The 24,949-nt window shown below is 68.5% G+C and carries 20 protein-coding genes and 1 pseudogene; 11 read left to right on the top strand and 10 right to left on the bottom strand.

Annotation, left to right across the window (positions count from 1 at the left end; translation table 11 throughout):
- Window positions 1-271: 271 nt before the first annotated feature.
- Complete coding sequence (locus ACGFY9_RS37260; RefSeq protein WP_393761734.1) at window positions 272-1,312, bottom strand: NAD(P)-dependent alcohol dehydrogenase; 1,041 nt, start codon at window positions 1,310-1,312, stop codon at window positions 272-274.
- Between the two features lie 173 nt (window positions 1,313-1,485).
- Here ACGFY9_RS37260 and ACGFY9_RS37265 point away from each other — a divergent pair, with 173 nt between their 5' ends.
- Window positions 1,486-2,418, top strand: a complete 933-nt coding sequence (locus ACGFY9_RS37265; protein ID WP_393761735.1) for a helix-turn-helix domain-containing protein — start codon at window positions 1,486-1,488, stop codon at window positions 2,416-2,418.
- Here ACGFY9_RS37265 and ACGFY9_RS37270 read toward each other — a convergent pair.
- The 4 genes from ACGFY9_RS37270 to ACGFY9_RS37285 all read right to left on the bottom strand — a co-directional run bounded on the left by ACGFY9_RS37270 (window position 2,408) and on the right by ACGFY9_RS37285 (window position 8,910).
- The gene (locus ACGFY9_RS37270) at window positions 2,408-2,920 is read right to left on the bottom strand and encodes a hypothetical protein (protein ID WP_393761737.1); all 513 of its coding nucleotides are present in this window, start codon (window positions 2,918-2,920) and stop codon (window positions 2,408-2,410) included. The genes ACGFY9_RS37265 and ACGFY9_RS37270 overlap by 11 nt on opposite strands.
- A gap of 82 nt (window positions 2,921-3,002) precedes the next feature.
- A complete protein-coding gene (locus tag ACGFY9_RS37275; protein ID WP_393761739.1) occupies window positions 3,003-6,335 on the bottom strand; it encodes a S8 family serine peptidase in 3,333 nt (1,110 codons plus the stop codon).
- A 278-nt stretch (window positions 6,336-6,613) separates the two neighbouring features.
- On the bottom strand, window positions 6,614-7,300 hold the full coding sequence (locus tag ACGFY9_RS37280; protein WP_393761741.1) for an ABC transporter ATP-binding protein: 687 nt from the start codon (window positions 7,298-7,300) through the stop codon (window positions 6,614-6,616).
- A 143-nt stretch (window positions 7,301-7,443) separates the two neighbouring features.
- On the bottom strand, window positions 7,444-8,910 hold the full coding sequence (locus ACGFY9_RS37285; RefSeq protein WP_393761743.1) for an ABC transporter permease: 1,467 nt from the start codon (window positions 8,908-8,910) through the stop codon (window positions 7,444-7,446).
- A 210-nt stretch (window positions 8,911-9,120) separates the two neighbouring features.
- Here ACGFY9_RS37285 and ACGFY9_RS37290 point away from each other — a divergent pair, with 210 nt between their 5' ends.
- Genes ACGFY9_RS37290 through ACGFY9_RS37310 form a run of 5 tightly spaced genes read left to right on the top strand, consistent with a single transcriptional unit; the run spans window position 9,121 to window position 15,864 of the window.
- A complete protein-coding gene (locus ACGFY9_RS37290) occupies window positions 9,121-9,678 on the top strand; it encodes a hypothetical protein (protein ID WP_393761745.1) in 558 nt (185 codons plus the stop codon).
- Window positions 9,675-10,361 (top strand): hypothetical protein, encoded by a 687-nt coding sequence (locus tag ACGFY9_RS37295; RefSeq protein ID WP_393761747.1) that lies wholly within the window; start codon window positions 9,675-9,677, stop codon window positions 10,359-10,361. Before ACGFY9_RS37290 ends, ACGFY9_RS37295 begins: the two co-directional genes overlap by 4 nt.
- Window positions 10,361-15,022: a putative T7SS-secreted protein gene (locus ACGFY9_RS37300; protein WP_393761749.1), complete on the top strand. Its 4,662-nt coding sequence runs from the start codon at window positions 10,361-10,363 to the stop codon at window positions 15,020-15,022. Before ACGFY9_RS37295 ends, ACGFY9_RS37300 begins: the two co-directional genes overlap by 1 nt.
- On the top strand, window positions 15,012-15,509 hold the full coding sequence (locus tag ACGFY9_RS37305) for an Imm50 family immunity protein (protein WP_393761751.1): 498 nt from the start codon (window positions 15,012-15,014) through the stop codon (window positions 15,507-15,509). Before ACGFY9_RS37300 ends, ACGFY9_RS37305 begins: the two co-directional genes overlap by 11 nt.
- Window positions 15,499-15,864 carry an Imm50 family immunity protein gene (locus tag ACGFY9_RS37310; RefSeq protein ID WP_393761753.1) on the top strand — a complete coding sequence of 122 codons (366 nt, stop codon included), beginning with the start codon at window positions 15,499-15,501 and terminating at the stop codon, window positions 15,862-15,864. The genes ACGFY9_RS37305 and ACGFY9_RS37310 overlap by 11 nt, the downstream gene beginning before the upstream one ends.
- 39 nt (window positions 15,865-15,903) lie before the next feature.
- Here the strand turns inward: ACGFY9_RS37310 and ACGFY9_RS37315 are convergent, their stop codons facing one another.
- A complete protein-coding gene (locus tag ACGFY9_RS37315; RefSeq protein ID WP_393761755.1) occupies window positions 15,904-16,512 on the bottom strand; it encodes an exonuclease domain-containing protein in 609 nt (202 codons plus the stop codon).
- 373 nt (window positions 16,513-16,885) lie between these two features.
- Between ACGFY9_RS37315 and ACGFY9_RS37320 the strand changes: the two genes are divergently transcribed.
- The 3 genes and pseudogenes from ACGFY9_RS37320 (at window position 16,886) to ACGFY9_RS37330 (ending at window position 18,921) form a co-directional block, all read left to right on the top strand.
- Window positions 16,886-17,845 carry an SMP-30/gluconolactonase/LRE family protein gene (locus ACGFY9_RS37320; RefSeq protein WP_393761757.1) on the top strand — a complete coding sequence of 320 codons (960 nt, stop codon included), beginning with the start codon at window positions 16,886-16,888 and terminating at the stop codon, window positions 17,843-17,845.
- A gap of 12 nt (window positions 17,846-17,857) precedes the next feature.
- Window positions 17,858-18,298 (top strand): annotated as a pseudogene (locus ACGFY9_RS37325) (transposase family protein); the annotation flags it as partial.
- Window positions 18,299-18,354: 56 nt separating this feature from the next.
- Window positions 18,355-18,921, top strand: coding sequence for a DUF6817 domain-containing protein (locus tag ACGFY9_RS37330; RefSeq protein ID WP_393761759.1), 567 nt, complete (start codon window positions 18,355-18,357; stop codon window positions 18,919-18,921).
- 81 nt (window positions 18,922-19,002) lie between these two features.
- Here ACGFY9_RS37330 and ACGFY9_RS37335 read toward each other — a convergent pair whose 3' ends face one another.
- Together ACGFY9_RS37335 and ACGFY9_RS37340 are read right to left on the bottom strand one after the other, a co-directional pair.
- Window positions 19,003-20,253, bottom strand: coding sequence for an Ig-like domain-containing protein (locus ACGFY9_RS37335; protein ID WP_393761761.1), 1,251 nt, complete (start codon window positions 20,251-20,253; stop codon window positions 19,003-19,005).
- Between the two features lie 229 nt (window positions 20,254-20,482).
- Complete coding sequence (locus tag ACGFY9_RS37340; RefSeq protein WP_328679704.1) at window positions 20,483-20,836, bottom strand: hypothetical protein; 354 nt, start codon at window positions 20,834-20,836, stop codon at window positions 20,483-20,485.
- 130 nt (window positions 20,837-20,966) lie between these two features.
- On the opposite strand from ACGFY9_RS37340, the gene ACGFY9_RS37345 reads away from it, so the two are divergent.
- Both ACGFY9_RS37345 and ACGFY9_RS37350 read left to right on the top strand, forming a co-directional pair.
- Window positions 20,967-21,260, top strand: a complete 294-nt coding sequence (locus tag ACGFY9_RS37345; protein ID WP_393761918.1) for an LAETG motif-containing sortase-dependent surface protein — start codon at window positions 20,967-20,969, stop codon at window positions 21,258-21,260.
- A 41-nt stretch (window positions 21,261-21,301) separates the two neighbouring features.
- On the top strand, window positions 21,302-22,114 hold the full coding sequence (locus tag ACGFY9_RS37350) for a hypothetical protein (RefSeq protein ID WP_393761763.1): 813 nt from the start codon (window positions 21,302-21,304) through the stop codon (window positions 22,112-22,114).
- 42 nt (window positions 22,115-22,156) lie between these two features.
- Here the strand turns inward: ACGFY9_RS37350 and hutH are convergent, their stop codons facing one another.
- Both hutH and ACGFY9_RS37360 read right to left on the bottom strand, forming a co-directional pair.
- A complete protein-coding gene (gene hutH / locus ACGFY9_RS37355) occupies window positions 22,157-23,695 on the bottom strand; it encodes a histidine ammonia-lyase (RefSeq protein ID WP_393761920.1) in 1,539 nt (512 codons plus the stop codon).
- Between the two features lie 75 nt (window positions 23,696-23,770).
- Window positions 23,771-24,916, bottom strand: a complete 1,146-nt coding sequence (locus tag ACGFY9_RS37360) for a diguanylate cyclase domain-containing protein (RefSeq protein ID WP_393761765.1) — start codon at window positions 24,914-24,916, stop codon at window positions 23,771-23,773.
- Between the last annotated feature and the right edge of the window lie 33 nt (window positions 24,917-24,949).

A 24,949-nucleotide genomic window follows, 5' to 3' on the forward strand; every position in this document is an offset into this window, starting at 1 on the left:
AGGGGCGCGGGGCTGTATCGATTTGCGGCTCCGCCGCGTGGGCGCGCACCACCGCGCACCTAAAAGCGCCTGTGCTGGTCCGACCCTTTAGGGGCGCGGGGCTGTATCGATTTGCGGCTCCGCCGCGTGGGCGCGCACCACCGCGCACCTAAAAGCGCCTGTGCTGGTCCGACCCTTTAGGGGCGCGAGGAACTGCGCGACCAGCCACGACGCACCCGCACCCGCACTCGACAGCGCACCGCACCCCGCACCCCTGCTAGAAGCGACGCCGTCAGATCGTGGCCGTGTCGATCACGAACCGGTACCGGACGTCACTCGCCAGCACCCGCTCGTACGCCTCGTTGATCTGGTCCGCGGAGATCAGCTCGATCTCGGCGCCGAAGCCGTGCTCGGCGCAGAAGTCCAGCATCTCCTGGGTCTCCGGGATGCCGCCGATGCCGGAACCGGCGAGGGTCTTGCGGCCGCCGATCACCGAGAACAGGTTGAGGGAGACGGGCTCCTCGGGGGCGCCGACGTTCACCAGCGCGCCGTCCGTCTTCAGCAGCGAGAGGTACGCGCCGAGGTCGAGCGGAGCCGACACCGTGGAGATGATCAGGTCGAGGGTGCCGCGCAGTTCCTCGAAGGTCTTCGGGTCGCTGGTCGCGTAGTAGTGGTCGGCGCCCAGCTTGAGGCCGTCCTCCTGCTTGCGCAGGGACTGCGAGAGGACGGTGACCTCCGCGCCGAGCGCGTGCGCGATCTTGACGCCCATGTGGCCGAGGCCGCCCATGCCGACGATCGCGACCTTCTTGCCGGGGCCGGCGTTCCAGTGCCGCAGGGGCGAGTACAGGGTGATGCCGGCGCAGAGGAGCGGAGCGGCCTCGTCGAGGGAGATGCCCTCGGGGATGCCGAGGACGAAGTTCTCGTCGACGACGACCTTCTCGGAGTAGCCGCCGTAGGTGGGCTCGCCGTCCTTGCCGATGGCGTTGTACGTGCCGACGTTGCCGCCGGTGCAGTACTGCTCCAGGCCCGCCTTGCAGTTGTCGCACTCGCGGCAGGAGTCGACCATGCAGCCGACGCCCACGCGGTCGCCGACCTGGAACTTGGTGACACCGGGTCCGACCTCGGAGACGATGCCGGCGATCTCGTGGCCGGGGACCATCGGGAAGATGGCCTCGCCCCAGCCCTCGCGGGCCTGGTGGATGTCCGAGTGGCAGATACCGGCGAACTTGATGTCGATCAGGACGTCGAACTCACGTACGGCCCGGCGCTCGATGGTGGTGCGCTCCAGGGGAGCCTTGGCGGCGGGGGCTGCGTATGCGGCGACTGTGGTCATGCCGAAACTCTCCTAGCGGGGGGATTGTGCGCCCGGCTGCCTTCCGGCCGGGCACGCTGCCAAGCCTGCCCGAAAGTCCTGAGGCTACCCAGGCCACGCTTCTGCGTACGTCCGCTGTGCCTACCACCAGCGGGATCAGGCTCCTGGACGTAGGACCGGGAATACTGGGCCGTATGGACGAACAGCCCGAATCCGCCCCCGAGCCCGCCGACGCCGGTCCGCCGCTGGACCGGCGTGCCGAGCTGAGCGAGTTCCTGCGCACCCGGCGGGCCCGGCTGAAGCCGGAGGACGTCGGGCTGCCGGACTTCGGGCGGCACCGCAGGGTGCCCGGGCTGCGCCGCGAGGAGCTGGCGCAGCTGGCCGGGGTCTCGGTGGCGTACTACACGCGTCTGGAGCAGGGCAACGGGCGGAACGTGTCGGCCGAGATCCTCGAAGCGATCGCCCGCGCCCTGCGCCTCTCCGACGCCGAGTCCTCCCACCTCACCCACCTCGCGAAGCCGAAGCAGCACAAGAAGAAACCGTCGGCCCCCACCCAGCACGTACGGCCTCCGCTACGGCAGCTGCTCGACGCGATCGAGACGGTCCCGGCGTACGTCTGCGGCCCACGCACGGACATCCTGGTGTGGAACCGGATGGCCGCGGCCGTCTTCGGCGACTGGTCGGAGCTGCCGCCGCAGGAGCGGAACTGGGCGCGGCTGGTGTTCCTGCGGCCCGAGTACCGCGAACTGTTCGTGGAGTGGGAGCAGAAGGCCACGGACATCGTCAGCATGCTCCGCATGGACGCGGGCTGCCACCCGGACGACCCGCGCCTGTCCGCCCTGGTCGGCGAACTCTCCGTCAAGAGCGAGGAGTTCAGGCGCCTGTGGGCCACCCACGACGTCAAGGAGAAGACCTACGGCGTCAAGCGCCTCCACCACCCCCTGGTCGGCGACCTCACCCTCCACTTCGAGGGCTTCCGCCTCAGCGACAGCTCCGAGCAGTCCCTGATCACCTACCACGCGGAGCCGGGCTCCCCGTCGGCCGACGCCCTGCGCCTGCTGGCGAGCTGGGGCACGGACGCGACCCGGGCGGGGACGTCGACCCAACGCCCGGGCTTCACTCCGTGACGCCCAGATCCGCGCGCATCAGCCGCCGCATCGCGGCCAACCGAGGCTCGGCCTCCTTCAGTTGGACCAGCGCCTCCTCGGCGCTCTCACCGTCCCGGGCAAGGCCACGGTCAAGACGTTTGGCAACGGCGTCGACACCGGCGAGAACCTCGTTCACCGAGCGGGACGCGTCCAGGATCCGCTCGGGCACGACCATCTGCGCCTCGGCGTAACGGTCCCGGTAGTCGCGGCGGGCCTCCTCCAACTGGTCGCGCTCCAGCTCGGTGTAGACGCCGTCGCGGATGCGGTGCAGGGCGTCCTTGAGCAGCGTGTGGAACTGCCGTGAAGCCCTGTTCATGGCCGTGTAGGCGTCCCGCCGCTCCTCGAACCTCCGTACCCGCTCGGCGACTTGGGCCTCCTCTGCGCGCTGCCGGGCGGTGAGGCGCTGGCTGAGAACGGGGGCGAAGAGGGTGCCGAGCACGCCGACGACGGCAGTGATCATGGCGGTCACGGCGACGGTCATGGGGCCAGGAAAACACGGACGGCCCGCCGGAAGGTGAACTTCCGGCAGGCCGTCCGCCACTCAACTCACCGCGTTCTGAGGCTCACTTGCCGTAGTACGCGTTGTAGATCGAGATCGTCGACTTGTTGCCCTTCTTGTCGGCGATCTTCGCGTGGAACGAGATGGCCTTGCCCTTGGCCGGGTTGGTGACGGTGATCTTGCCGTTGACGACGGTGACCTTCTTCCAGGTCTGGCCGTAGTCGTACGACACCCACACGCCCAGGGACTTGAGGTTGCGGCCGGCGGCCGCGCCCTCGACGGTGACCGGGAAGGTCGCCTTCTTTCCGGCCGCGACGCGGCTGTCCAGGCCGGTCGTCGCGTTGAAGCGGGCGGTGGAGACGGGGAGTTGGACCTCGTTGGCACCGGACGGCTTCTTCGAGGAGAACGTCCAGCTCGCGTCGATCCGGGTGGAGGCGGCGGCGACCTTGACGCTGCGGATCACCGAAGTGGTCAGCTTGTACGAGGCGTTGGCGGCCGGGACCTTGAACACCCCCTCGCCGAGCAGCGGGTCCTGGTTGGAGCCCACCTTCGTGCCGTTGCGGTACAGGGTCGTGTTGACCGAGGTGAACACCGACGAGCCCGCGTGCTGCGCGGAGTCGGCGAACAGCGGCACGATTCCGGAGATCTCGTTGCCGTCGCGGTACACGCCGTAGACGTCGTCGAGGTGCGGGCCGAAGACCGCCGTGTTGAAGGTCCGGGTGTACGTCTGGCCGGCCTTGAAGGTCTCCAGGTCGTTCGAGACGTAGTAGGCCTCGGCGATCGGGAAGCCGTCCGCGTCGCGCCCGGCGTCCTGCTCGAAGTCCAGTTCCCACTGCGCCCCGTTGATGGTGGAGACGTGCAGGACGCGGGTGCCGGGCAGCGGCTGCGGGCTGGCGGTGGCGGAGGCGCCGCCGCCACCGTCGGGCAGGTAGCCGAAGGCGTAGAACAGGCCGGTCTTGCCACTCGCCGCGGCGCCCAGTCGGCCCTTCACCGTGGCGAGTTCACTCGCCTTGTAGTGCTTGGTGAAGCCGGTGGCGAGCTGCTTGACCTTGCCGCCGGTCGTGGTGTCGTACTGCTCGTCGGTGCCCTTGAGGAAGTGCGCGTCCCACTGCTCGGAAAGCGAACCGTCGGTGATCTGCGGACCGAGGTGCGCGGAGCGGAAGTTGGCGTACGTCTCCAGGAGCCAGCCGAAGGAGGCGCCGCTGTCCGCCGTCATGAGCGAGTAACCCGGTGACGCGAAGGCCGACTTGGCGGCGGTGTCCGGCACCGTGATGTCGACCGGCTTGGCGGTGCGGGCGTCGAGGGTGACCGAGGTGTTCTTGGCGATGTTCAGCTTGGGCTGGGCGATCCAGTCGGCGCCCTTGGTGAAGTCCTCCGGGTCCACGAAGATCCCGGTGTCGAGGACGTAACCGCCCTTGGGGACACGGACCTTGACGGTGCCCGACTCGTCGTAGGGGGAGAAGTAACCGCCGGCACCGAGGCCGGACAGGCCCGCCACCGTGGCCGTGTAGTACTTCGCGGGAGTGCCGTCACGGTTGATGAACTTCAACGTGAGGTCGTACGACTGGACTTCGCGCACCACGGCCGCGGCCGTACGGACGCTCTGCCCGCCGCCCGTCGCCGTCACGTACGCGGAGTAGGCGCCGTCGAGCGTGCCGCCCAGCTTGGTGTTGACGGTCAGGCCGACCGAGGCCGTGCCGCCGGCCGGTACGGTCACCGAGGTCTTGGCGAGCTTGAAGAAGCCCGAAGGAGCCGTCTGGCCCTTGGGGTTGGTGGCGGCCACCGTGAGCTTGAGGGTGACGGCCGCGGTGCCGAGGTTGCGGTAGGTGACCTGCTTGGTGACCGGGGTGTCGTCGGTGTGCGGCCACTGCTGGACGCCGAAGCTCTCCGACACCGGGTCGGCGATGACGTTCTGCTTGATGGCCTTGTCGACGGCGATACGGCCCGAACCCTGCTCGAACGGCGTGTAGTTGCCGCCCTTCGCGGACCCGGTGAGCGCGCCCTTCAGCTCGGCGTAGCCCCACGTGGGGTGCTCCTGCTTGAGGATCGCGGCGGCGCCGGCGACATGCGGGGTCGCCATCGACGTACCCGAAATGGTGAGGTAGCCGGGCGGGTTCTCGCCGACCTCCTTGTCGATGACGCTGCCCGGGGCCGCGGCGGCGGTGATGTCGACGCCCGGCGCGGTGACGTCCGGCTTGATGGCGCCGTCGCCGACGCGCGGGCCGGTGGAGGAGAAGTCGGCGAGCTTGTCGTTGCCGTCGACCGCGCCGACCGTGATGGCCGCGTCCGCGCTGCCGGGCGAACCGATCGACTGGGGGCCCTCGTTGCCCGCGGCGATCGCGAAGAGGATCCCCTTCTCGGTGGAGAGTTTGTTGACCTCGGCTTCGAGCGGGTCGATCTCCGGGGTGTCGTAGCCGCCGAGGCTGAGGTTGACGACGGAGGCTCCCTCGGCCGCCGCCCACTCCATGCCGGCGAGGATGCCGGAGTCGTCACCGGAGCCGTTGTCGTCGAGGACCTTGCCGTTGAGGATCTTCGCGTCGGGCGCGACACCCTTGTACTTGCCGTGCGACTTCGCACCGGTGCCCGCGGCGATCGAGGCGACGTGCGTGCCGTGCCCGAAGTGGTCGTTCGCGTCGGTGGCCGTGGAGAAGTTCTTGGACTCGATGACCTGGGTCTTCAGGTCCGGGTGGTCGGCGTCGACTCCCGTGTCCAGTACGGCGATCTTGACGCCCTTGCCCGTGTAGCCGGCCGCCCACGCCTTCGGGGCGCCGATCTGCGGCACGGACTTGTCGAGGCTGGCCTTGCGGACGCCGTCGAGCCAGACGTGCGCGATGCCGGCGGCCGACTTGTCGCCGTTGGTGACGGCCTTCCACAGCTCGGGTGCGTCCTGCTGCGGGGTCTGGACGGCGTCGGCGTTCAGGGTCTTCAGGGACTGGCGCAGCCTGCCCGCGTCCCGGACGTCGGCCTTGGCGGCGGTGGCGGCGCCCTGATAGCCGACGATGACCTTCAGGCCGGCCTTCTGGGAGGCGCGCTCCGCGGACTTGTTGAGCTCGGTGACGTCGAAGAGCCGCTGGTCGAGCTTGCCGGACGCGATCAGCTGGGCCGCGTCGACGGGTATGACGAGCGTGTGCCCGTCGAGCTTGCGGACCGATACGGCTATGTGTTCACGGCCCTTCGCCGGTTCCAGACCGGCGACCCGGCCCTTCGCGTCGACGGTGACGCGGTCGCCGGTGATCAGGGTGATGTGGTGGCTGCCCTTGAGCCCGGCCTGTGCGGCACCGAGTTGTGCGGCACCGGCCGCACGCTGTTCGGGCTTCGCCGACGCCGGGGTGGTCATTCCGGCGGCGAGGGCTACGGTGGCGGACGCGGCGACGGTGGCCGCGCACGCTCTCTTCACGTGTCTGCGCAAGGCTCCCCCTGGAGCTGAGGTACCGGGCGAATTCCCCGTTCACCCGACCGGGGGAAAGCCAGCACACCCGTGCGTGACACCCCCCGGAATACGCAGTATGCCGAGGGGTGATCACCCGCTCAAGAGATGAGAGGAGGGTGAGAAAGCGCAGCCGCGAACTGTTACGCCGTCGCCCGGACTCCGTTACGCAGTCGACGGGTGAAGCCGGCGAGAACTCCGCTAGGGGCTCCGCCGGAAACCCTGAACTCCCGTCCACGCCAGCCGAGTTACTTCGACCCGGCGTTCTCCTTCACCGTGATCTTCCCCTTGCGGATGGTGGCGAGACGCGGCGCCTTCTTCGCGATGGCGGAGTCGTGGGTGACCATGATGAAGGTCAGCCCGTGCTCCTTCCACATGCGCTCCAGTACGTCCATGATCTCGTCGCGCATCGACTCGTCGAGGTTGCCGGTCGGTTCGTCGGCGAGCAGCACCTTGGGCTGCTTGACGAGTGCGCGGGCGATGGCGACGCGCTGCTGCTGTCCTCCGGACATCTCGCCGGGGAGGTGGCCCAGGCGCTCCCCCAGACCCACCGAGACCAGTGCGTCGGCGGCGCGTTGACGCCGTTCCTTCGTCTTCACGCCGAGGGGTACGAGGGCGGTCTCGACGTTCTCCTGCGCGGTGAGCGTCGGGATCAGGTTGAAGGACTGGAACACGAAGCCGATGTTCTCGCTGCGGACCTTGGTGAGCTTGGCCTCGGAGAGTTTCGCCAAGTCGACGCCGTCCAGGACGATTTCGCCTGCGGTGGGGCGGTCGAGGGCGCCGATCATCTGGAGCAGGGTGGACTTGCCGCCGCCGGTGGGGCCCTGGATGACCAGGCGGTCGCCGTCGCCGATGGTGAGGTCGACGCCGTCGAGGGCGTGGACGGTTTCCTTGCCGCGTGAGTAGAGCTTGGTGACGCCTCTTAGTTCGTACATGGTGCAACTCCTGGGGAAGTAAAGGGGGTTGGGGTCCGCCGGTATGACGGACCCCAAGTTGCGCCGTCGTTCGTCTGCGGGTGCGTGGGGGCTGGTCGCGCAGTTCCCCGCGCCCCTTCAGGGCGCTGCCGTACCGGTGTTGGCTACTCGACTCTGCGCAGGGCGTCAGCCGGGCGGAGTCGCGACGCTCGCCAGCCGCCGAAGGCGCCGGCGATCAGGCCGCCGGCTACGGCGAGGCCTACCGCGAGGGCGATGGTGGTGGCGTTGACGGGGGCGGTGAGGGCGACGTCGAGGGTCTTGGCCGCGGCCTGCCGGCCGCCTCCGAAGCCACCGCCGCCGCCGGGTCCGCCGCCCGCCCGGGCGCCACCACCGGCCGTGTTGCCGAGGGAGGCCGACAGGGTCGGGCTGATCGCGGTCACGACGTACGCGCCCGCCAGGCCGAGCGCGATGCCGAGGACGCCGCCGACCAGTCCGTTGACGACGGCCTCGCCGACCACCTGCCGGGTCACCCGGCCGGACTTCCAGCCGAGCGCCTTCAGCGTGCCGAACTCCCGCACCCGGCGCGAGACCGCGGAGGAGGTGAGCAGCCCGGCGACCAGGAACGCGGCGATCAGGACCGCGATCGACAGCCACTTGCCGACGCTGGTGGCGAGGGAGGAGGCGGTGGACAGGGACCCGGAGACGGTGTCGGCGAGATCGGCGGAGGTGGTGACCGTCGTACCCGAGACATTGCTCGTGATGGTCTTCTTGACGGCCGAGATCTGCTTGGAGTCGGTCGCCTTGACGTAGATCGTGGTGACCTTGTTCTTGTCACCGCTCAGGGTCTGCGCCTGCGTCAGCGGGATGTACAGGTTGGCCGCCGCGTCGCCGCTGGTGGCGGTGGCGATGCCGATCACCTTGTACTTGACGCTCTTGATGGTGACCGTCGAACCGACCTTGAGCTTCTTCTCCTTGGCGTACGCCGAGTCGGCGACGACGACCTTGGAGTTGGCCTCGGCGGTGGTGAACGTACGGCCGCTGGTGATCTTCGAGGAGGTCAGCGGGCCGAGCGCGGGCTTGGTGACGTCCGTGCCGTAGACCGAGTACGAGTTGATGTTGAAGTTGGCGCCACCACCGGTGACTTCGCCTTGCGGCGCGCCGGTGCCACCGCCGCGGGTTCCGCCGCCGGTGCCGCTCCCCTGGTTCTGCTGGAACTGGCCGCGGGTGAACTGGCCGTCGACCTTGACGACGTTGAGGCTGAGCCCGCCAACGGCGTCCGAGACGCCGCTCTGTCCCGCCACCTTGGTGACGGTGCTGGAGGCGAGGGTGGTGAAGCCCTGGACCATGACGCGGTCACTGCTCTGCGTCTTGCTGTCGTCGTTGTTGTTGGCGTCGAACTGGAACCGCGGCTGCTGCGAGCTGCTCGCGCTCGCCGTGGCCGCCTTGGTGACGGTCATGTCCGTGCCGAGTCCGTACAGCGACTGGAGGACCTTGTCCTGTGCCTTCCCCATGCCGGAGGACACGGAGTTGACCACGATGACCAGCGCAATGCCCAGTGCGAGGCCGGAGGCGACGACGAGGGCCGCTTTTCTGCGGCGGCGCAACTCGCGCCTCAGGTAGGTGAAGAACATGGCCCGCAAGCTAGGTACGGCGCGTGATGATGCCATAAGGCCGACATAAGAGAACGATGAGAAGGCTGTCGGTAGACCAGGAATTGGCCCGCGCATGGCTGTCAACGGTGCTGCGCTATATGCCGTTCTACGACGTTTACGGCGCCGCCCGGGGCGTGTCGCGGGTATCCGCGTTGCCGTACGCGATGTGCTGGTGTGATGATTTCACCCATGTCCGATCGCGGGGGAAACGACATGGAGAACGGCGGGGAGAGCGGCGGGGTGGCCGGGGGCATACGGCGGTCCCGGCTGCTGGATTACGCGGAGATGAGCGAGGCGGGTCCACGTCCCGCACCTGCGGGTCCACCTCCCGCACCCGCCGACGGCTCCGAGCCTCTGATCAGCGACGACGTCACGGCGCGCGGGCGGCACGAATTCGCGGTGCTGCTGGGCGAGTTCCGCCGCACGGCGGTATTGGTCCCCACGGACGCGGACAACACACCCCTGGTCGGCGATTTCGGCGGTATCCGGTGGATCTACGCGTTTTCGAACGAGTCGGCGTTGGCGAGGTTCGCGATAGCAAGGAGTGAAGGCGGGCGGGAGTGGCCGTATCAACGGCTGCTGGGAGCCCGCTTGTTGGACGCGGCGGTGCCGGCTGTGAGTGCGGTGGGTGTGCCGTGCGGAGTGGCGCTGGATGTGGGCACCGAGGGCGAAGAGGCGCTGTTTCCACCGGTGTCGGGGATCGTGCCGGAGGCGGCGGCGGTCGACGCGGAGGGGATACGGGGATGAGCGGGGACGCGGGCGAGGACATCAAGGCGACCGGGCTCGACGAGATGGCGCAGGGGATCACCCTGGTACTGGGCGAGTTGAAGGACCTGGGCATCGACAGCCTGGCCGGAGCGGGCCGCGGATTCTCGGAACTCGCCCTCTCGGGGCTGGAGTTGGGCAACGAGGAGTTGCTGTCGGGGTTCACGTCGTTCTGCGAACGCTGGGAGTGGGGCGTGCGCGCGCTGGTGATCGAGGGGAACAACTTCGCGACGGGCGTGGGTCTTTCGGCAGGCACGCTGTACGAGACGGACCAGTACGTCCAGGGCACGATGAAGATCGTGGTGAACGCGGGGATGGGCAACCCGTACGCGTCGGAGGACGAGGTCACCAAGCAGAGCTGGGGCGACCTCGTGCGCGACAACGAGTACACGGGCGGCGTCGACTACAGCGCCGCGTCGATGGACAAGGCGCTGGACAACAGCGGGCAGGCCTACAAGGACGCGGCGCGGGACGTGATGACCTCGCACACGCTGAGCCCGTTGGGCCCGGGCCTCAACCCGGCCAACCTGGCGAGCGCGGCGGGGCTGAGCGGTGACGAGTACAACGACATGCTCGACGGCCCGCTGGGTCCGTCACCGGAGGAACGGGCGAAGGCGGCGGAGGCCGCGCAGAATCAGAGCCGGCAGGGCGGGGACGCGGGCTGATGGGGATCGGCGATCTGGTCAACTCCGGCCTGGGCAAGGTCGGCGATGTGGTCGACGAGGGCAAGAAGCTCACCGGCGAACTCGTCGACAAGGGCACGGACGTCGCCGGCGACGCGCTGGACAAGGTCGGCGCGCACGACCTCGCGGACAAGGTCGAGAACGCGGGCGACCGCATCGCCTCGGACCTCGGCGCGACCCCGGGCGAACGGCAGTTGGGCCAGAGCGACCAGCCGAAGGACCTGCTCCACGGCGACGCGAAGGCGATCCGCGCGACGGCCAAGCACCTGACGGACTTCTACACGGCCTTCGACAAGGTCGGCGACGGCATGCGCAGGCTCGATTCGTCGTCCTGGCAGGGCGAGGCGGCCGAGGCGTTCCGCAAGAGATTCGCCATGCACCCCACGAAGTGGCTCCAGGCGGCGGACGCCTGCGACGCGGCGGGCAAGGCGCTGTCGTCGTACGCGGAGACGGTGGAGTGGGCGCAGGGGCAGGCGCGGGACGCGATCGATCTGTACGGGCCGGGTAAACAGGCGTCGGACGAGTACAAGGCGAAGCTGAAGACGGACACGAATACAGACACGGCCGAGGCCAGGAAACAGGAGCCGACAACCGACCCCGGCGCAGCCGCCGTGGAACGCGCCCACGAGATCCTGAACGAGGCCCGCCGCCAACGCGACGAGGCCGCCCGCACGGCCGCGAGCGCGGTCCGCAAGGCCCTGGCCCACGCCCCCGCCGAACCGCCCCCACTGGCCCAGTTGAAGGCGGACGCGGTCGACGGCTACCAGGCCGTCAACACGGAGGTCCTGCATTTCGACGCCGGCGTGGTGAAGGGCACGGCGGGCATCCTGAACTTCGCCCGCGGCCTCAACCCCATGGACCCGTACAACATCACGCACCCCGCCGCGTACGTCCAGAACGTCAACATGACCCTGGCGGGCCTGGTTTCGACGGCCGCGCACCCCGAGCGGGCCGCGAAGACGATGCTGGACGACTTCATGAAGGACCCGTCGGAGGGGACGGGGCGGCTGATCCCCAACCTCTTCGGCGACGGGGCGGGGCTGGAGGCAGGGCTGACGCGGCTCGCCGCCAAGGAGGGGCTGGAGGGGGCGGCGCAGTCGGGTGTCCGCCGGACGGTGGAGGAGACGGCCGAGAAGGCGGCGAAGCCCGCGGAGAGCGCGGTCTCGGACGGCCCGACGAAGGTGACCCGCGACCAGAAGGCCGTGGAGAGCCGCGGCTCCGACCCGATCGACTTCGCCACCGGCAAGATGTACCTCCCGCAGACGGACGTCACCCTCCCCGGCGCCCTGCCCCTGATCCTCAAGCGACGGGTGGAGTCCGGCTACCGCCTGGGCCGTTGGTTCGGCCCGTCCTGGTCCTCCACACTCGACCAGCACCTGGAGATCAGCTCCACAGGTGTCGTCTTCGTCACCGAGGACGGCCTGCTCCTGCCCTACCCGCACCCGGCCCCCGGCCTGCCCACGCTCCCCAGCCACGGCCCGCGCTGGCCCCTGGCCCGCGAGGACGGCGGCTACACGGTCACCGACTCCCGGACACGCCGGGTGTGGCACTTCACCGACCGCACCGAGAGCCTGGCGGTCCTGGAGCAGATCGACGACCGCAACGGCAACTGGATCACCTTCGAGTACGACGGCGAGGGCACCCCCCTCGCCGTCGCCTCCAGCGGCGGCCACGAGGTCCGGGTCACGACAGAGGAGGGCCGCATCACGGCCTTCCAACTCGTTTCCACGGGCGACGAGTTGAAGCATTACGGCTACACGGACGGCAACCTGACCGCCGTCACCAACTCCTCCGGCCTCCCCCTGCGCTTCACGTACGACACGGCGGGCCGCGTCACTTCGTGGACGGACACCAACGACCGCGGCTACACCTACGAGTACGACGACCAGGACCGCTGCACGGCCGAGGGCGGCTCGGCCGGACACATGAGCCTGCGCGTCACCTACGACGACACGGACCCGGAAACGGGCCACAGGGTCACGACCACGACCACCGCCGCGGGCAACGTCCGCCGCTTCCTCGTCAACGACGCGTACCAGGTCGTAGCGGTGACCGGCCCACTCGGCGCGATCACCCGGTACCGGCGCGACCGCTACAACCGCCTCCTCTCCGAGACGGACCCGCTCGGCCACACCACGACGTTCTGCTACGACGAGAACGGCAACCTGCTCGCCGCCGCCCGCCCCGACGGACGCGAGGCACGAGCCGAGTACAACGAACTCGGCCTGCCGACAAGGCTGGTGAACCCCGACGGCACGACCGTGCGCCAGTCCTACGACGCCCGCGGCAACCGCACCTCGGTCACGGACTCCCTCGGCCACACCACCCACTTCACGTACAACGAGGCAGGCCACCTGACGACGGTGACCGACCCGCTCGGCCAGACCACGACGGTCCACTGCGACCGCACCGGCCTCCCGCTGCGGATCACGAATCCACTCGGTGGGGTCACCCGCTATGAACGTGACAGTTTCGGCCGACCTGTCACACTCACGGACGCCCTGGGCGCGACAACCCACTGGGAGTGGACGGTCGAGGGGCACCTCTCCCGCCGCACAGCACCCGACGGCACGACGGAATCCTGGACGTACGACGGCGAGGGCAACTGCACAAGCCACACGGACCCGTTGGGCGGCATTTCCCATTTCGAGTACACGCACTTCGACCTGTTGACGTCACGCACGGGCCCGGACGGAGTGCGCTACGAATTCAGCCACGACGCAGAACTGAACCTCATCCAGGTCACCAACCCCCAAGGCCTGACCTGGAGTTACGACTACGACACGGCCGGCCGTCTGATCGCGGAGACGGACTTCGACGACCGCACCCTCACCTACACCCACGACGCCACAGGCCGCCTGGTAACCCGCACGAACACCCTCGGTCAGGTCATCGCGTTCGAGCGCAACGAACTGGGCCAGGTGATCCGCAAGGACGCGGCCGGCCAAGTCACCACGTACGCCTACGACATGACGGACGGCCTGGCCCAGGCAACGGGCCCCGACATAACCCTGACGATCCTGCGCGACCGCCACGGCCGAGTCCGCTCGGAGACGGTCGACGGCCGCGAATTGTCGTACGCCTACGACGAGTTCGGTCGCCGCACCGCCCGTACGACTCCTTCCGGCGCGACCACGACGTGGACGTACGACACGTCCGGCCGCCGCACCGGCATGACGGCCTCGGGCCGCTCCATCGACTTCACGTACGACGAGGTCGGCCGCGAACTGACCCGCCAGGTGGGCGAGATGCTCACGCTGGAGCACACTTTCGACGCCCTGGGCCGCCTGACAACCCAGTCGGTCGTCGGCGCAACAGGCACTTCACTCCTGCACCGCGCGTACACCTACCGAGCCGACGGCAATCTAACGGCGATCGACGACCAACTCGCCGGCTCGCGCCGCTTCGACCTGGACGCGGCGGGCCGGGTAACGGCAGTCCACGCGGCGAGCTGGACCGAGAGTTACGCGTACGACGAGGCAGGCAACCAGACGCAAGCACACTGGCCCGCGGGGCACCCAGGCCAGGAGGCGACGGGCGACCGCACCTACACCGGCACCCGCATCACCCGCGCGGGCAACGTCCGTTACGAACACGACGAACTCGGCCGCATCACCCTGCGCCAGAAAACCCGCCTCTCCCGCAAGCCGGACACCTGGCGCTACGAGTGGGACGCCGAGGATCGCCTGACGTCGGTGACGACTCCGGACGGAACGCGGTGGCGATACACCTACGACGCGCTGGGCCGCCGCACGGCGAAGCTCCGCCTCGCCGCCGACGGCGAAACGGTCGTGGAGAAGGTGGTGTTCACCTGGGACGGCACCATCCTGTGCGAACAGACCGCCACATCCCCGTCCCTTCCCGACCCGGTCACCCTCACCTGGGACCACCAGGGCCTACGCCCCATCGCCCAAACAGAACGCATCACCGCTGCGGACGCCCCCCAGGACGAGATCGACTCCCGCTTCTTCGCCATCGTCACCGACCTGGTCGGCACACCGACCGAACTCATCGACGAACAGGGCGACATCGCTTGGCGCACCCGCAGCACCCTGTGGGGCGCCACCGCCTGGGCGACCAATAGCAGCACGTACATACCTCTCCGTTTCCCGGGCCAGTACTACGACCCCGAAACAGGCCTCCACTACAACTACTTCCGCCATTACGACCCGGAAACGGCGCGCTACCTCACCCCGGACCCGCTCGGCCTTGCGCCCGCCCCCAATCCAGCAACTTACGTACGTAACCCCAACATCTGGATCGATCCGCTCGGACTGGCCCCCGGATACCCGGAAAAGGTCGGCCGATCTCTCGACGAGACCAAGGTACTCGCATTGCAGGAGGCGGGAATTCCCGAGGGCGCCGAACCTCTGGAGGTGAACCGTCATGTTCCGGCCACGACACCGGAATGGCAAGGGTCCAAGCAGCTCATGACCGAGGACCACAAGCCGATCTACTACACGGAAGAGGTGTACGAGCATCCCAACGGGCAGGACCTTATAGTGTTCCAGGACCACTGGTTCGGACATCAGAAGCCCGGCGAGCCTGGTTATCAGCCCTCGCACGTCCATGTGCGACCGTTCGAGGACACCCGCAATGGACAGATTCCCGGCTGCGAGGAGCATTACTACTATGACCGTTGACGCTTTTCTCGTGAATCGGGAGGTACTGCAATCGCTCTACGGGAAGGTCCCGGACCTGAGCGAGGTCAGGATCCGTTCGATCAATCTGAACTGGCGTGGTCCCAGCGTGACGTTGCGCGTCGATCTGCCCCGCTTTCCCGACTCCGCACCTCAGGAGTGGATCGACGAGCACATGGACACGGTCCAGTGCCAGTTCCGCTTCCTGGCCGTGGACACCATCTCCCTGACCGAGTGGGACCCGCCGGCCACGGCCGGAATCGAGATGATCCCTCATGGCGCAGAACGACGTATACGGGTACGGGCCGATGGCCGCGGAGTGAAACTCGAATTCGACTGCAGCGACTCCATCACCGTCGCCCATATGAGCGCCTTCAGGAAACAGGCAGACGGATCGGACGCCGAGCGGCATCTCTTCACCAGCAAAATCGATTCGTTGCGTCACAACCACCTTCCCGCAATGGACGAGAAGACTTTCTATGAGCGCTGACTGGTTGCAACTCCTCACCTTGCCGGAATCGTGTGATCTCTTCTATCTGCACATCGATGAAAGGGAAAACTCGGCGACCATTGGATTCGACACAAGAAGTCTCCCTTCGAACCCTCCCGCCGACTGGGAGGGAAAGGGGTTCAACGCTTTCGAGTACTACCTCGTCTTCGTGGATATCGCGGGGCTACGAGTCACCGGGTGGGGCCCCGCCGAAGCCCGTGAAGTCAACCTGACCGCCCAGGAGGACGGATCGATCAAGGTTGTACTCGGGACCGAGACATCCGGGGTCAGATTCCAGGCGTCAGCAGTTCGCCTGACCAAGACACGCGGTTACCACGCTTCAGACACCCCGTGAAGTGACAGCTCGCACCACACCGTCCATCGACGCCCACCCCTACTCCGCCCCCGGAGCCTGCAGAATCGCGGGCAATCCAGCCCCAACCTCGCACAAGTACGCAAGGGCCGCAGCGAATGAATAGCAGTCGAAGAGTGCGGAATGTTCCTCGCCCGTCGCGGGCTTCGGGAGGCCCAGGTCCCGCCACAAGCGGCCGACGTTGGACGCGGACGTCGCCGGTGCGACGGAGTTCAGCCAGGGCCTAATGTTCAGGAAACGGGCGTCGAGGAAGCCGTTCTTGACCTCTTCGCCCCGGGATCGTGCCCAGCCGATGTTCTCGCCGAGGACGACCATGTCGTTGCCGTACGAGAGGACGGACCGCCCCCGGCAGAACCCCAGGAAGTCACCGAGCGCTTCCGCTGCGGGGAGTCCCTCCCGGTCCAGCGTCTCCTGGTCGATGCCGGTGAGTTCGCAGAAATATGCGGACAGTTGGGGATTGGCCACCGGCCGGACCAGCGCCTCGTACTCCTCGACGACCGAGCAGTCCTCACGCAGCCGCAGCGCGCCGATCTGCACGATCTCGCGAAGCTGTCCCGGCGACCCCCAGTCCTGCTCAAGCGCCCCTGGCCATGACGTGAATTCAAGGTCGAACACGACGAACGTGGGCACAGCGGCTCTCCCTCCGGCGCGGATCTCCACCACAGTTTCCGGTACGACGACGGCAACCTCATGACTTCGACCCATTGAGCGTTTTCAGCGGAAGATCCTTCAGGACTTCAGTCGTGCGTCGGCGCGAACGCGGTGCGTACTTCACGCCCACGGACCCGGATCAGCTGCTCGCGCACATCAGCTGAAATCCGCCGGCCCGAGCGGGCGGCGCGGGCGGCGCGGGCGGCGCGGGCGGCGCGGGCGGCGCGGGCGGCGCGGGCGGCGCGGCGATAAGGGGGTTTCTCATGCGATTCCTGGACTGTCCTCAGACAAGGTTGCGAGCGTCAGGCTCGTCAACCGCTCGTATCGGTCCGCCTATGACCCGGGAGCCCTCATGTCCAGTCGCCTTCGCCGCTGTCGCCGCTCCCTTCTGCTGAGCGCGGTCGCGCTCGCCGGACTGGCCGTCGGCACACAAACCATGGGCACCGCTTCCGGTGCCACCGCGCCGCTGAGCGATGCGCGCGAGGTCGTCCATTTCGACATCGCCACCCTGCAGCAGCCGGAGAACATCACGCTGGAGCCGGGTGGGGCCGCCGATGTGACGTTCCAGAAGTCCCGGCAGGTGGCCCAGGTGACCACGAGCGGGGCGATCACCGTACTGGCGACCCTTCCCGCGCCGACCACCGGCAGCGCGACGGCGTCCGGCATCGTACGCACCGCCGACGGCACGCTCTACGTCAACTACAACGCGGGCGCCAATTCCGGCATCTATCGGATCCCGGCGGGCGGTGGCACTCCCGTGCTGGTGGTGGCGATGCCCGAAGTGAAGGTGCTGAACGGCCTGGCGATCGACGCGAGCCGTGACACCTTGTACGCGACCGACTCCTCGTCCGGCACCGTGTGGAAGGTGTCGCTGAGGACGAGGGTCGCCTCCCTGTGGACACAGGGAGGCGACTTCCAACCCGGTGCGACCTCGACGTCCTCGTTGGGGGCCAACGGTGTCAAGGTGCACGACGGCGCCGTGTGGGTGAGCAACACCGGCAACGGCACGTTGCTTCGGGTACCGATCGACAAGGACGGCACGGCAGGTACGGACACCGTCAAGGCGACCGGCCTGCCCGGGATCGACGACTTCACCTTCACCGGCCGCGGCGACCAGGTGCTGGCCGCCCAGAACGGCACCAACCAGGCCAGTATCGTCAGCTCGGACGGCACGGTTCAGACGGTGCTGACGGCGGCGGACGGGATCGAGAACCCGACCTCGGTGGCGGTCAAGGGCTCGACCGTGTACGTGGCGAGCGGGGCGTACCTCACGCGCACGGATCCGAATCTGCTGCTCGCGCGGCTGCGCTGAACGCGGGCGGGCCGGGTCGGCGACAGCCGGGCCGACTTCTCCCAATAACACCTACGCCACGGCGTGAACGTACAGGTGGTGACCGACCCGGCCGGACGACCGCTGTGGATCTCACCCGCACTGCCCGGCCGCACGCACGCCCTGACCGCGGCCCGTACTCACCGGATCATCCGGATCATCCGGATCTGGGAACGCCAGCGTGTTCCGGTCCTCGCCGACCGCGCCCACATGGGAGCCGGCCCATGGGTGACCACACCCCTCAGACGCCCGCCGAGCCGTGACCTCACGCCCACCCAGCAGACCGTCAGCCGTGCGCTGTCGGCGGCGCGGGCACCGGTCGAGTCCGGCATCGCAGGACTGAAGTCCTGGCGCGTCCTCCGCAAGGCCCGGTGCGGCCCGAGCCGCATGTCGTCAATCACCGCCGCCGTCCTCGCCCTGGAGCGGCACCGCTGAAAGGCTCGGTGTTTCGACCCCGTGTTACGGCACCACCGGCGAGAGGACCCCCAGCCATGGCACCAGCCGAGCAGCACCACCTGACGGGCAAGGGACGCGCGGCGATCGATGCGTTTCTGTACGACCGAGGAGCCGATGGGATGCCCCATCCCGGTGGCACGCTGCTGGCCCATCTGGGGCGCGTTCAGGGGCTGTTGGCGGACTGGGAAGCGGATGCCGTCGTCCAGACCGCTGGGCTGTGCCACGCGACGTACGGTACGGACGGCTTCGCACCGGCGCTGCTGCCCCTCTCCGACCGGGCCACGCTCGTCGCGCTGATCGGCGAACAGGCGGAGGCGCTGGTCTACCTCTACGCCAGCTGCGACCGTGCCGCTGTCTACCCTCGCGTCGACGGCACCACGGAGTTCGCCTTCCGGGACCGCTTCACCGGCCGCGAACTCAGCCCACCCGCCGACCAGTTGCGGGCGTTCTTCGACATCACGGCCGCCAACGAACTGGACGTACTGACGCACAACACGGAACTGGCCGAGCGCTACGGCCCAGCCCTGCATGCCCTCCTCACCCGCGCGGGCACCCTGCTCTCCCCCGCCGCACGCGAGGCCGTGGCCCGCCAACTGGGCTGACCTCGACACCAGGCAGCGAAAAGGCGGTCACCCCCAGTCGGGGGCAACCGCCTTCAGGTGGAGCTGAGTTGGCCGGTCAGATCAGACCGCCGAGCCCGCCTTCCACTGCGCCCAGTCCATGTTCCAGCCGTTGAGGCCGTTGTCCGGTGCCACCGTCTTGTCGCCGGTGTTGGAGATGACGACCACGTCGCCGACCATCGAGTTGTTGTAGAACCAGGCCGCCGGCATGTTCTTGTCGCCCGCGCCCTTCACGTCCTGGAGGCCCACGCAGCCGTGGCTGGTGTTGACGGAGCCGAACACCGAGGGCGAGCCCCAGTAGTTGCCGTGGATGAACGTGCCGGAGCTGGTGAGGCGGATGGCGTGGGGGACGTCCTTGATGTCGTACTCGCCCTTGCCGTCGTCGTCCGTGAAACCGACCGTCGCACCGTTCATACGCGTCTGCGTGAACTTCTCGGACATGACCATCTGGCCGTTGTACGTGGTGTGTTCGGGCGAACCGGCGGAGATCGGGATGGTCTTGACGACCTTGCCGTCCTGCTCGACCTTCATCTGCTTGGACTTCGCGTCGACGTACGAGACCTGGTTGCGGCCGATGTGGAAGGTGACCGTTTTCTGCTGCACGCCGTAGACCCCGGAGGCGCCCTCGACGCCGTCGAGCGCGAGCTTCAGCGTGACGGTGGAGTTCTCCTTCCAGTAGTCCTCGGGGCGGCAGTCCATGCGCTGGGTGTTGAACCAGTGGCAGACGACTTCCTGGCCGCTGGTGGAGGTGACCGTGATGCCCTTCTGGACGGCGGCCTTGTTCGTGATCGCCTTGTTGAAGTTGATCGACACCGGCATGCCGACGCCGACCGTCGAGCCGTCCTCGGGGGTGAAGTTCCCTATGAAGCTGTTGGCCGGGGAGACCGTGGTGAAGGAGGCGTTCTCGTGGGCGGCGAGCCCGGCGGAGTCCTTCGCGGTGGCCGCGACCTTGTACGTGGTCGAGCGCTCCAGCTGTGCGCTGGGCTTCCAGCTGAGCTTGTCGGCGGAGATGGTGCCCGCGACGGCCTTGCCGTCCGCGGTCGTCATCGTCACGGCCGTGAGCGTGCCCTTGCTCACCGTCACCGCGGCCGAGTTGTTGATGGAGGCGTTGTCCGAACCGTCCGCCGGCGTGATCTTGATCTGCGCCTCGGAGGACTTCTTCGCGGCCGCCTCGTCGGCCTTGGACTGCGAGCTCTGGCTCGCGTCGCTCCCGGAGGACTTGTCGTCGCTGCCGGAACACGCCGTGAGCACGAGCACACCGCCGAGCAGTGCGGACGCGGCCACAAGACCCTTGCGCCGCTTACTGTCCGTCATCACACGCTTCTCCATCGTTGCCGAAAAACCTGAAAACCCCGAGTGACCCCGTTGGCTCCGTACGTAGTCCCCGTAGTCGCCGCAGTCCCCGTTAAACAATTTCTTAAGAAACCAACGCTACGGCTGATGCGTACCGTTCCGCCTGTCGCCCAGATGTGGGGCACACCACGTCCATGACGAAACCCCGGGCAGCTATTGCCGCCCGGGGTCACATTCTCCCGCGCACGGCTCAGCCGACCACTGCCACCCCGTCTGCTTCCTCATCGCCGTCGACATCATCCTCGTCGATGTCCCAATCCGGCGAATCCGGGTCGTAGTCGATCTCCTCACTGCTCCACGAGGCCTGGGCCAGCTCGACCCCGGGCATCTCACTGACCAGGTCGAACGGGTCCACGAGATAGGCGAGCGCCTCGGCGGTGTCTTCCGTCACAGCGGTCTCGGCGTGCCCGCGCTCGTCGCCGGGCAGCTCGGGATCCTCGGCGATCTTGGCCAGCGCGGCCTTGGTCACGGCGTCCTCGTTCTCGACTTCAAGAACGAGTTCGACACGAAGGCGTACAAAACGTGATGTCTCTGGAGTGCTCATGCCGGGAGCGTACGGCCCACAGCTCCCGTGACTTTCCCGCGACCCGCACAGTTCATTAGCATCGCTCCACACGGCCAATTCGCCAGCGCCACAAGGGGATCGATATTCCGTGTCAACCGCTCGCCGAACGATGCTGACCGCCACCGCCGCGGGCACCCTGCTGGGCGCCCTCTGGTTCGTCCCCTCCGCCAACGCGACGGTGACCGACCAGGCCAGAGTGGAGACTTCGGCGACACCTGCCCCGCAGGTCACCCAGCAGGCACGGGTCACCTCGACAGCCGTCACCGCCTCCTCCGACGGCACCCAACTCGCCGACACCGGCAGCCCGAACACCACGCCGTACATCGTCGGCGGCACGGTGTTCCTCGGCCTCGGCGCCGGTTTCGTGGCGTATTCGGTACGACGGGAACGCCTCGGCTTTTAAGTTGCTTGACGTTTCCTTGACTTAAGCTTCATAGTCCGCTCATGAAGAGATCATCGGGCATACGGCTGTGCGTCACCGTCGCGGTGGGCGCACTGTCGCTGGCCCTCATCACCGGTTGCTCCGACGGCGGTTCGGACAAGGCCGAGAGCAACACCGAGAACGCCGCGCAGGGTTCGGAGAAGAACACTGCCAAGGCGCTCTCCGCCGCCGAGTTGAAGAAGCTGATCCTCGCGAAGAGCGATCTCGTCGGCTACGAGATCGCGCCGGTCGACAAGTCGGTCCCGGCCGCCAAGACCGCTGTCACCGTCGACAAGCAGCAGTGCGAGCCGCTGGCTTGGGCCATGTCCGCGCAGGCGCCGGGTGACGCCGCCTCGGCCACCAACGAGACGGCCACCGAGACGAAGAAGGCCTCCGCCTCTCCCTCCAAGTCCGTGGAGGACATGACCGAGAAGGAGATGGAGGACGCGTTCAACGCCTCGCTGGACCACCCGGTCACTCTCATCGGACTGTCCTCGTACGACGGCGACGGCGCGGAGAAGGCCTTCAAGTCCGTCTCCGACGGGATCAAGAGCTGCTCCGGCGGCTTCGCCCTCACCGTGGGCAAGGACAGCACGAAATACACCGGGGTCGTCGCCGAGAAGGCATCCAACAGCGGTGACGAATCGGTGGCGTTCGGCGCGAGCAGCGTCATGGAGGACACCGGCGGCCAGAAGGGCACCGTGCACACCGAGGTGGTGCGCCACGGCAGCACCCTCGTCACGTACTACACGGTCAACATCGGCGCCCTGATCGCGAACAAGGCCTACACCGTGCCGTCCGGCGTGATCGACGCACAGTCCGCCAAGCTGAAGTGACGTACGGGGCCCGGCCATTGCCATGGCCGGGCCCCAACTGCCCTACCTCAGCGGCCCGGTGACCTTCTCCACGGCCTCGACCACATGCCCGCCCCGCACGAACGCGTCCGCCGCCGCGAGGTCGGGAGACAGGAACCGGTCCGGCCCGGGACCCTCGACTCCCGCCGCTCGTACGGCGTCGATGACCGCCCGGGACGCGGGCGCCGGCGCCAGGCCCTCGCGCAGCTCCACGGCGCGCGTCGCGGCGTAGAGCTCGACGGCGATGATCCGGGTGAGGTTGTCGACGGCGGTGCGCAGCTTGCGCGCGGCCGACCAGCCCATGGAGACGTGGTCCTCCTGCATCGCGGAGGACGGGATCGAGTCGGCGGACGCCGGTACGGCCAGCCGCTTCATCTCGCTGACCAGCGCGGCCTGCGTGTACTGGGCGATCATCAGCCCGGAGTCGACACCGGCGTCGTCCGCGAGGAACGGCGGCAGCCCGTGCGAGCGGTTCTTGTCGAGCAGCCGGTCGGTACGGCGCTCAGTGATCGAACCGAGGTCGGCGATGGCGATGGCGAGGAAGTCGAGGACGTAAGCCACGGGCGCGCCATGGAAGTTGCCGTTGGACTCGACCCGCCCGTCGGGCAGCACAACGGGGTTGTCGACGGCGGACGCCAACTCCCGCTCGGCGACCAGGCGTGCGTGCGCGATGGTGTCCCGACCGGCACCGGCGACCTGCGGCGCGCACCGCACCGAGTACGCGTCCTGGACGCGGGGCGCGCCGTCCTGGTGGTGCCCGGTGAGTTCCGAACCGGCAAGCACGGCAAGCATGTTGGCGGCGCTGGCGCCCTGCCCGGGGTGCGGGCGGATGGCGTGCAGCTCGGGCGCGAGGACCTTGTCCGTGCCGAGGAGTGCCTCCAGCGACAGCGCGGCGGTGACGTCGGCGGACTTGTAGAGCATGTCGAGGTCGGCGACGGCCATGACCAGCATGCCGAGCATGCCGTCGGTGCCGTTGAGAAGGGCGAGGCCCTCCTTCTCGCGCAACTCGACGGGCGCGATGCCGTGTTCGGCGAGCAGCTCACCGGCGGGCCGTACGACCCCGTCCGGGCCCTCGGCGTCACCCTCGCCCATGAGCGTCAGCGCGCAGTGGGAGAGCGGCGCGAGGTCGCCGGAGCAGCCGAGGGAGCCGTACTCGTGGACGACGGGGGTGATCCCGGCGTTCAGCACGTCGGCCATGGTCTGCGCGACCTCGGGCCGTACACCTGTGTGACCGGAGCAGACGGTCTTCAGCCGCAGGAACATCAAGGCCCGTACAACCTCCCGCTCCACCCGCGGCCCCATCCCGGCGGCGTGTGAACGAACGATGTTGCGCTGCAACTGTGCCCGCAGTTCCGGACTGATGTGCCGCGACGCCAAGGCCCCGAACCCGGTGCTCACCCCGTACACGGGCTCCGGCTTGGCGGCCAGCGCGTCCACGATCTCCCGCGCCGCGGCGAGCGCCGCGACGGCCTCACCGGAAAGCTCGATCCGGGCGCCTCCACGCGCCACGGCAAGAACGTCGGACGCGGTGACCCCGGACGTCCCCACCACCACAGTGTGCATATCCATATTCAGGAGCGTACGCATTGAATGCGGCGGTGTCACTACCGGGTGACCGCTTAGACCCTTACAGGTAGGTCACGTCCGTCGCCCCCGGAACCGCCGTCGCTCGGCAGGCATCTCCGGCGTGGGGGAGTCCGCAAGCTGCACCACAGGATCATCCGGCCCGTCCCGCCCGGCGACCACCGGCTTGTCCGCGCGGAGGGCCTTCGCGCGGTATTGGGCCGCGTCCGCCAGCCGGAACAGCCGACGGCCGCTGCGCACAGCCCCGATCGGATCCTCCGTCGACGCGACCCCGCACGCGACGCCCTCACCCAGCTCCAACTCGGCGGCGCGGCGGCACAGTTCGACCGCCGCGTCGACCACCTCGTCGGCGGGCGGCCCGACCGCGAGCAGACAGAACTCGTCCCCGCCGAGCCGCGCGGCGAGCGCGCCGGGCAGCATCGCCCCGCACAACGACAGCACCGACCCGAACCGCTCAAGCAGCCGGTCGCCGACCGCATGCCCCCGGGTGTCGTTGACGCGCTTGAGCCCGTTGAGGTCGCAGACCACGAGGCTGACCACGACCCCGTCGCGCCGGTGCCGTTCGATCGCCTCGTCGAGCCGTACGTCGACGGCACGGCGATTGGCGAGCCCGGTGAGCGCGTCCGTGAAGGCGAGCCGCCGCGCCTCCTCCAACCGCTCGGTCTGCGCGATCCCGGCCGCGACGACGGAGGCCAGCACGGTCGCGAAGTCGGCGTCCTCCCGGTCGAACACGGCCGCCCCGACCGGCCGCGCCACATACAGCTCGCCCCACGCCCGCCCGTGCAGCACGATCGGGGCGACGACACAGCATCCGCGCCTACGACGCCGTAGGGCGGCCACGCGCTGGTGGCAGTAGCCGGGGCTGCCCGCGGCCGGGCCCTCGGCGGTCTCGACCCAGGCGTTGGGCTCGCCGCCACCGGCCCACCGTTCGTGCAGGAACTCGGTGATCTCGGCGAACTGGTGCACGGGGTAGGTCTCGCCGTCCGGGAACTCCTCCTCGCCCGCAGCCCGCTCCCCCACGTTCACCAGGACCCGCAGCCGCCCCAGCTCCCGCTCCCACACCGACAGCGCCGCGAAACTCCCGTCCAGCGCCCGGCACGCCCCGGCTGCCGCGGCCCGCCAGGACTCACGCGGGGTGTGCGCCGCCGCCATCCCCTGCGCCAGCTCCACCACGGCCGCCAGCCGCCTGTCCTCACCCATCACTCCAGGCTAGGGAGGTTTGGTGCATAGCGG

It is taken from the genome of Streptomyces sp. NPDC048504, assembly GCF_043200035.1.
Taxonomy (GTDB): domain Bacteria; phylum Actinomycetota; class Actinomycetes; order Streptomycetales; family Streptomycetaceae; genus Streptomyces.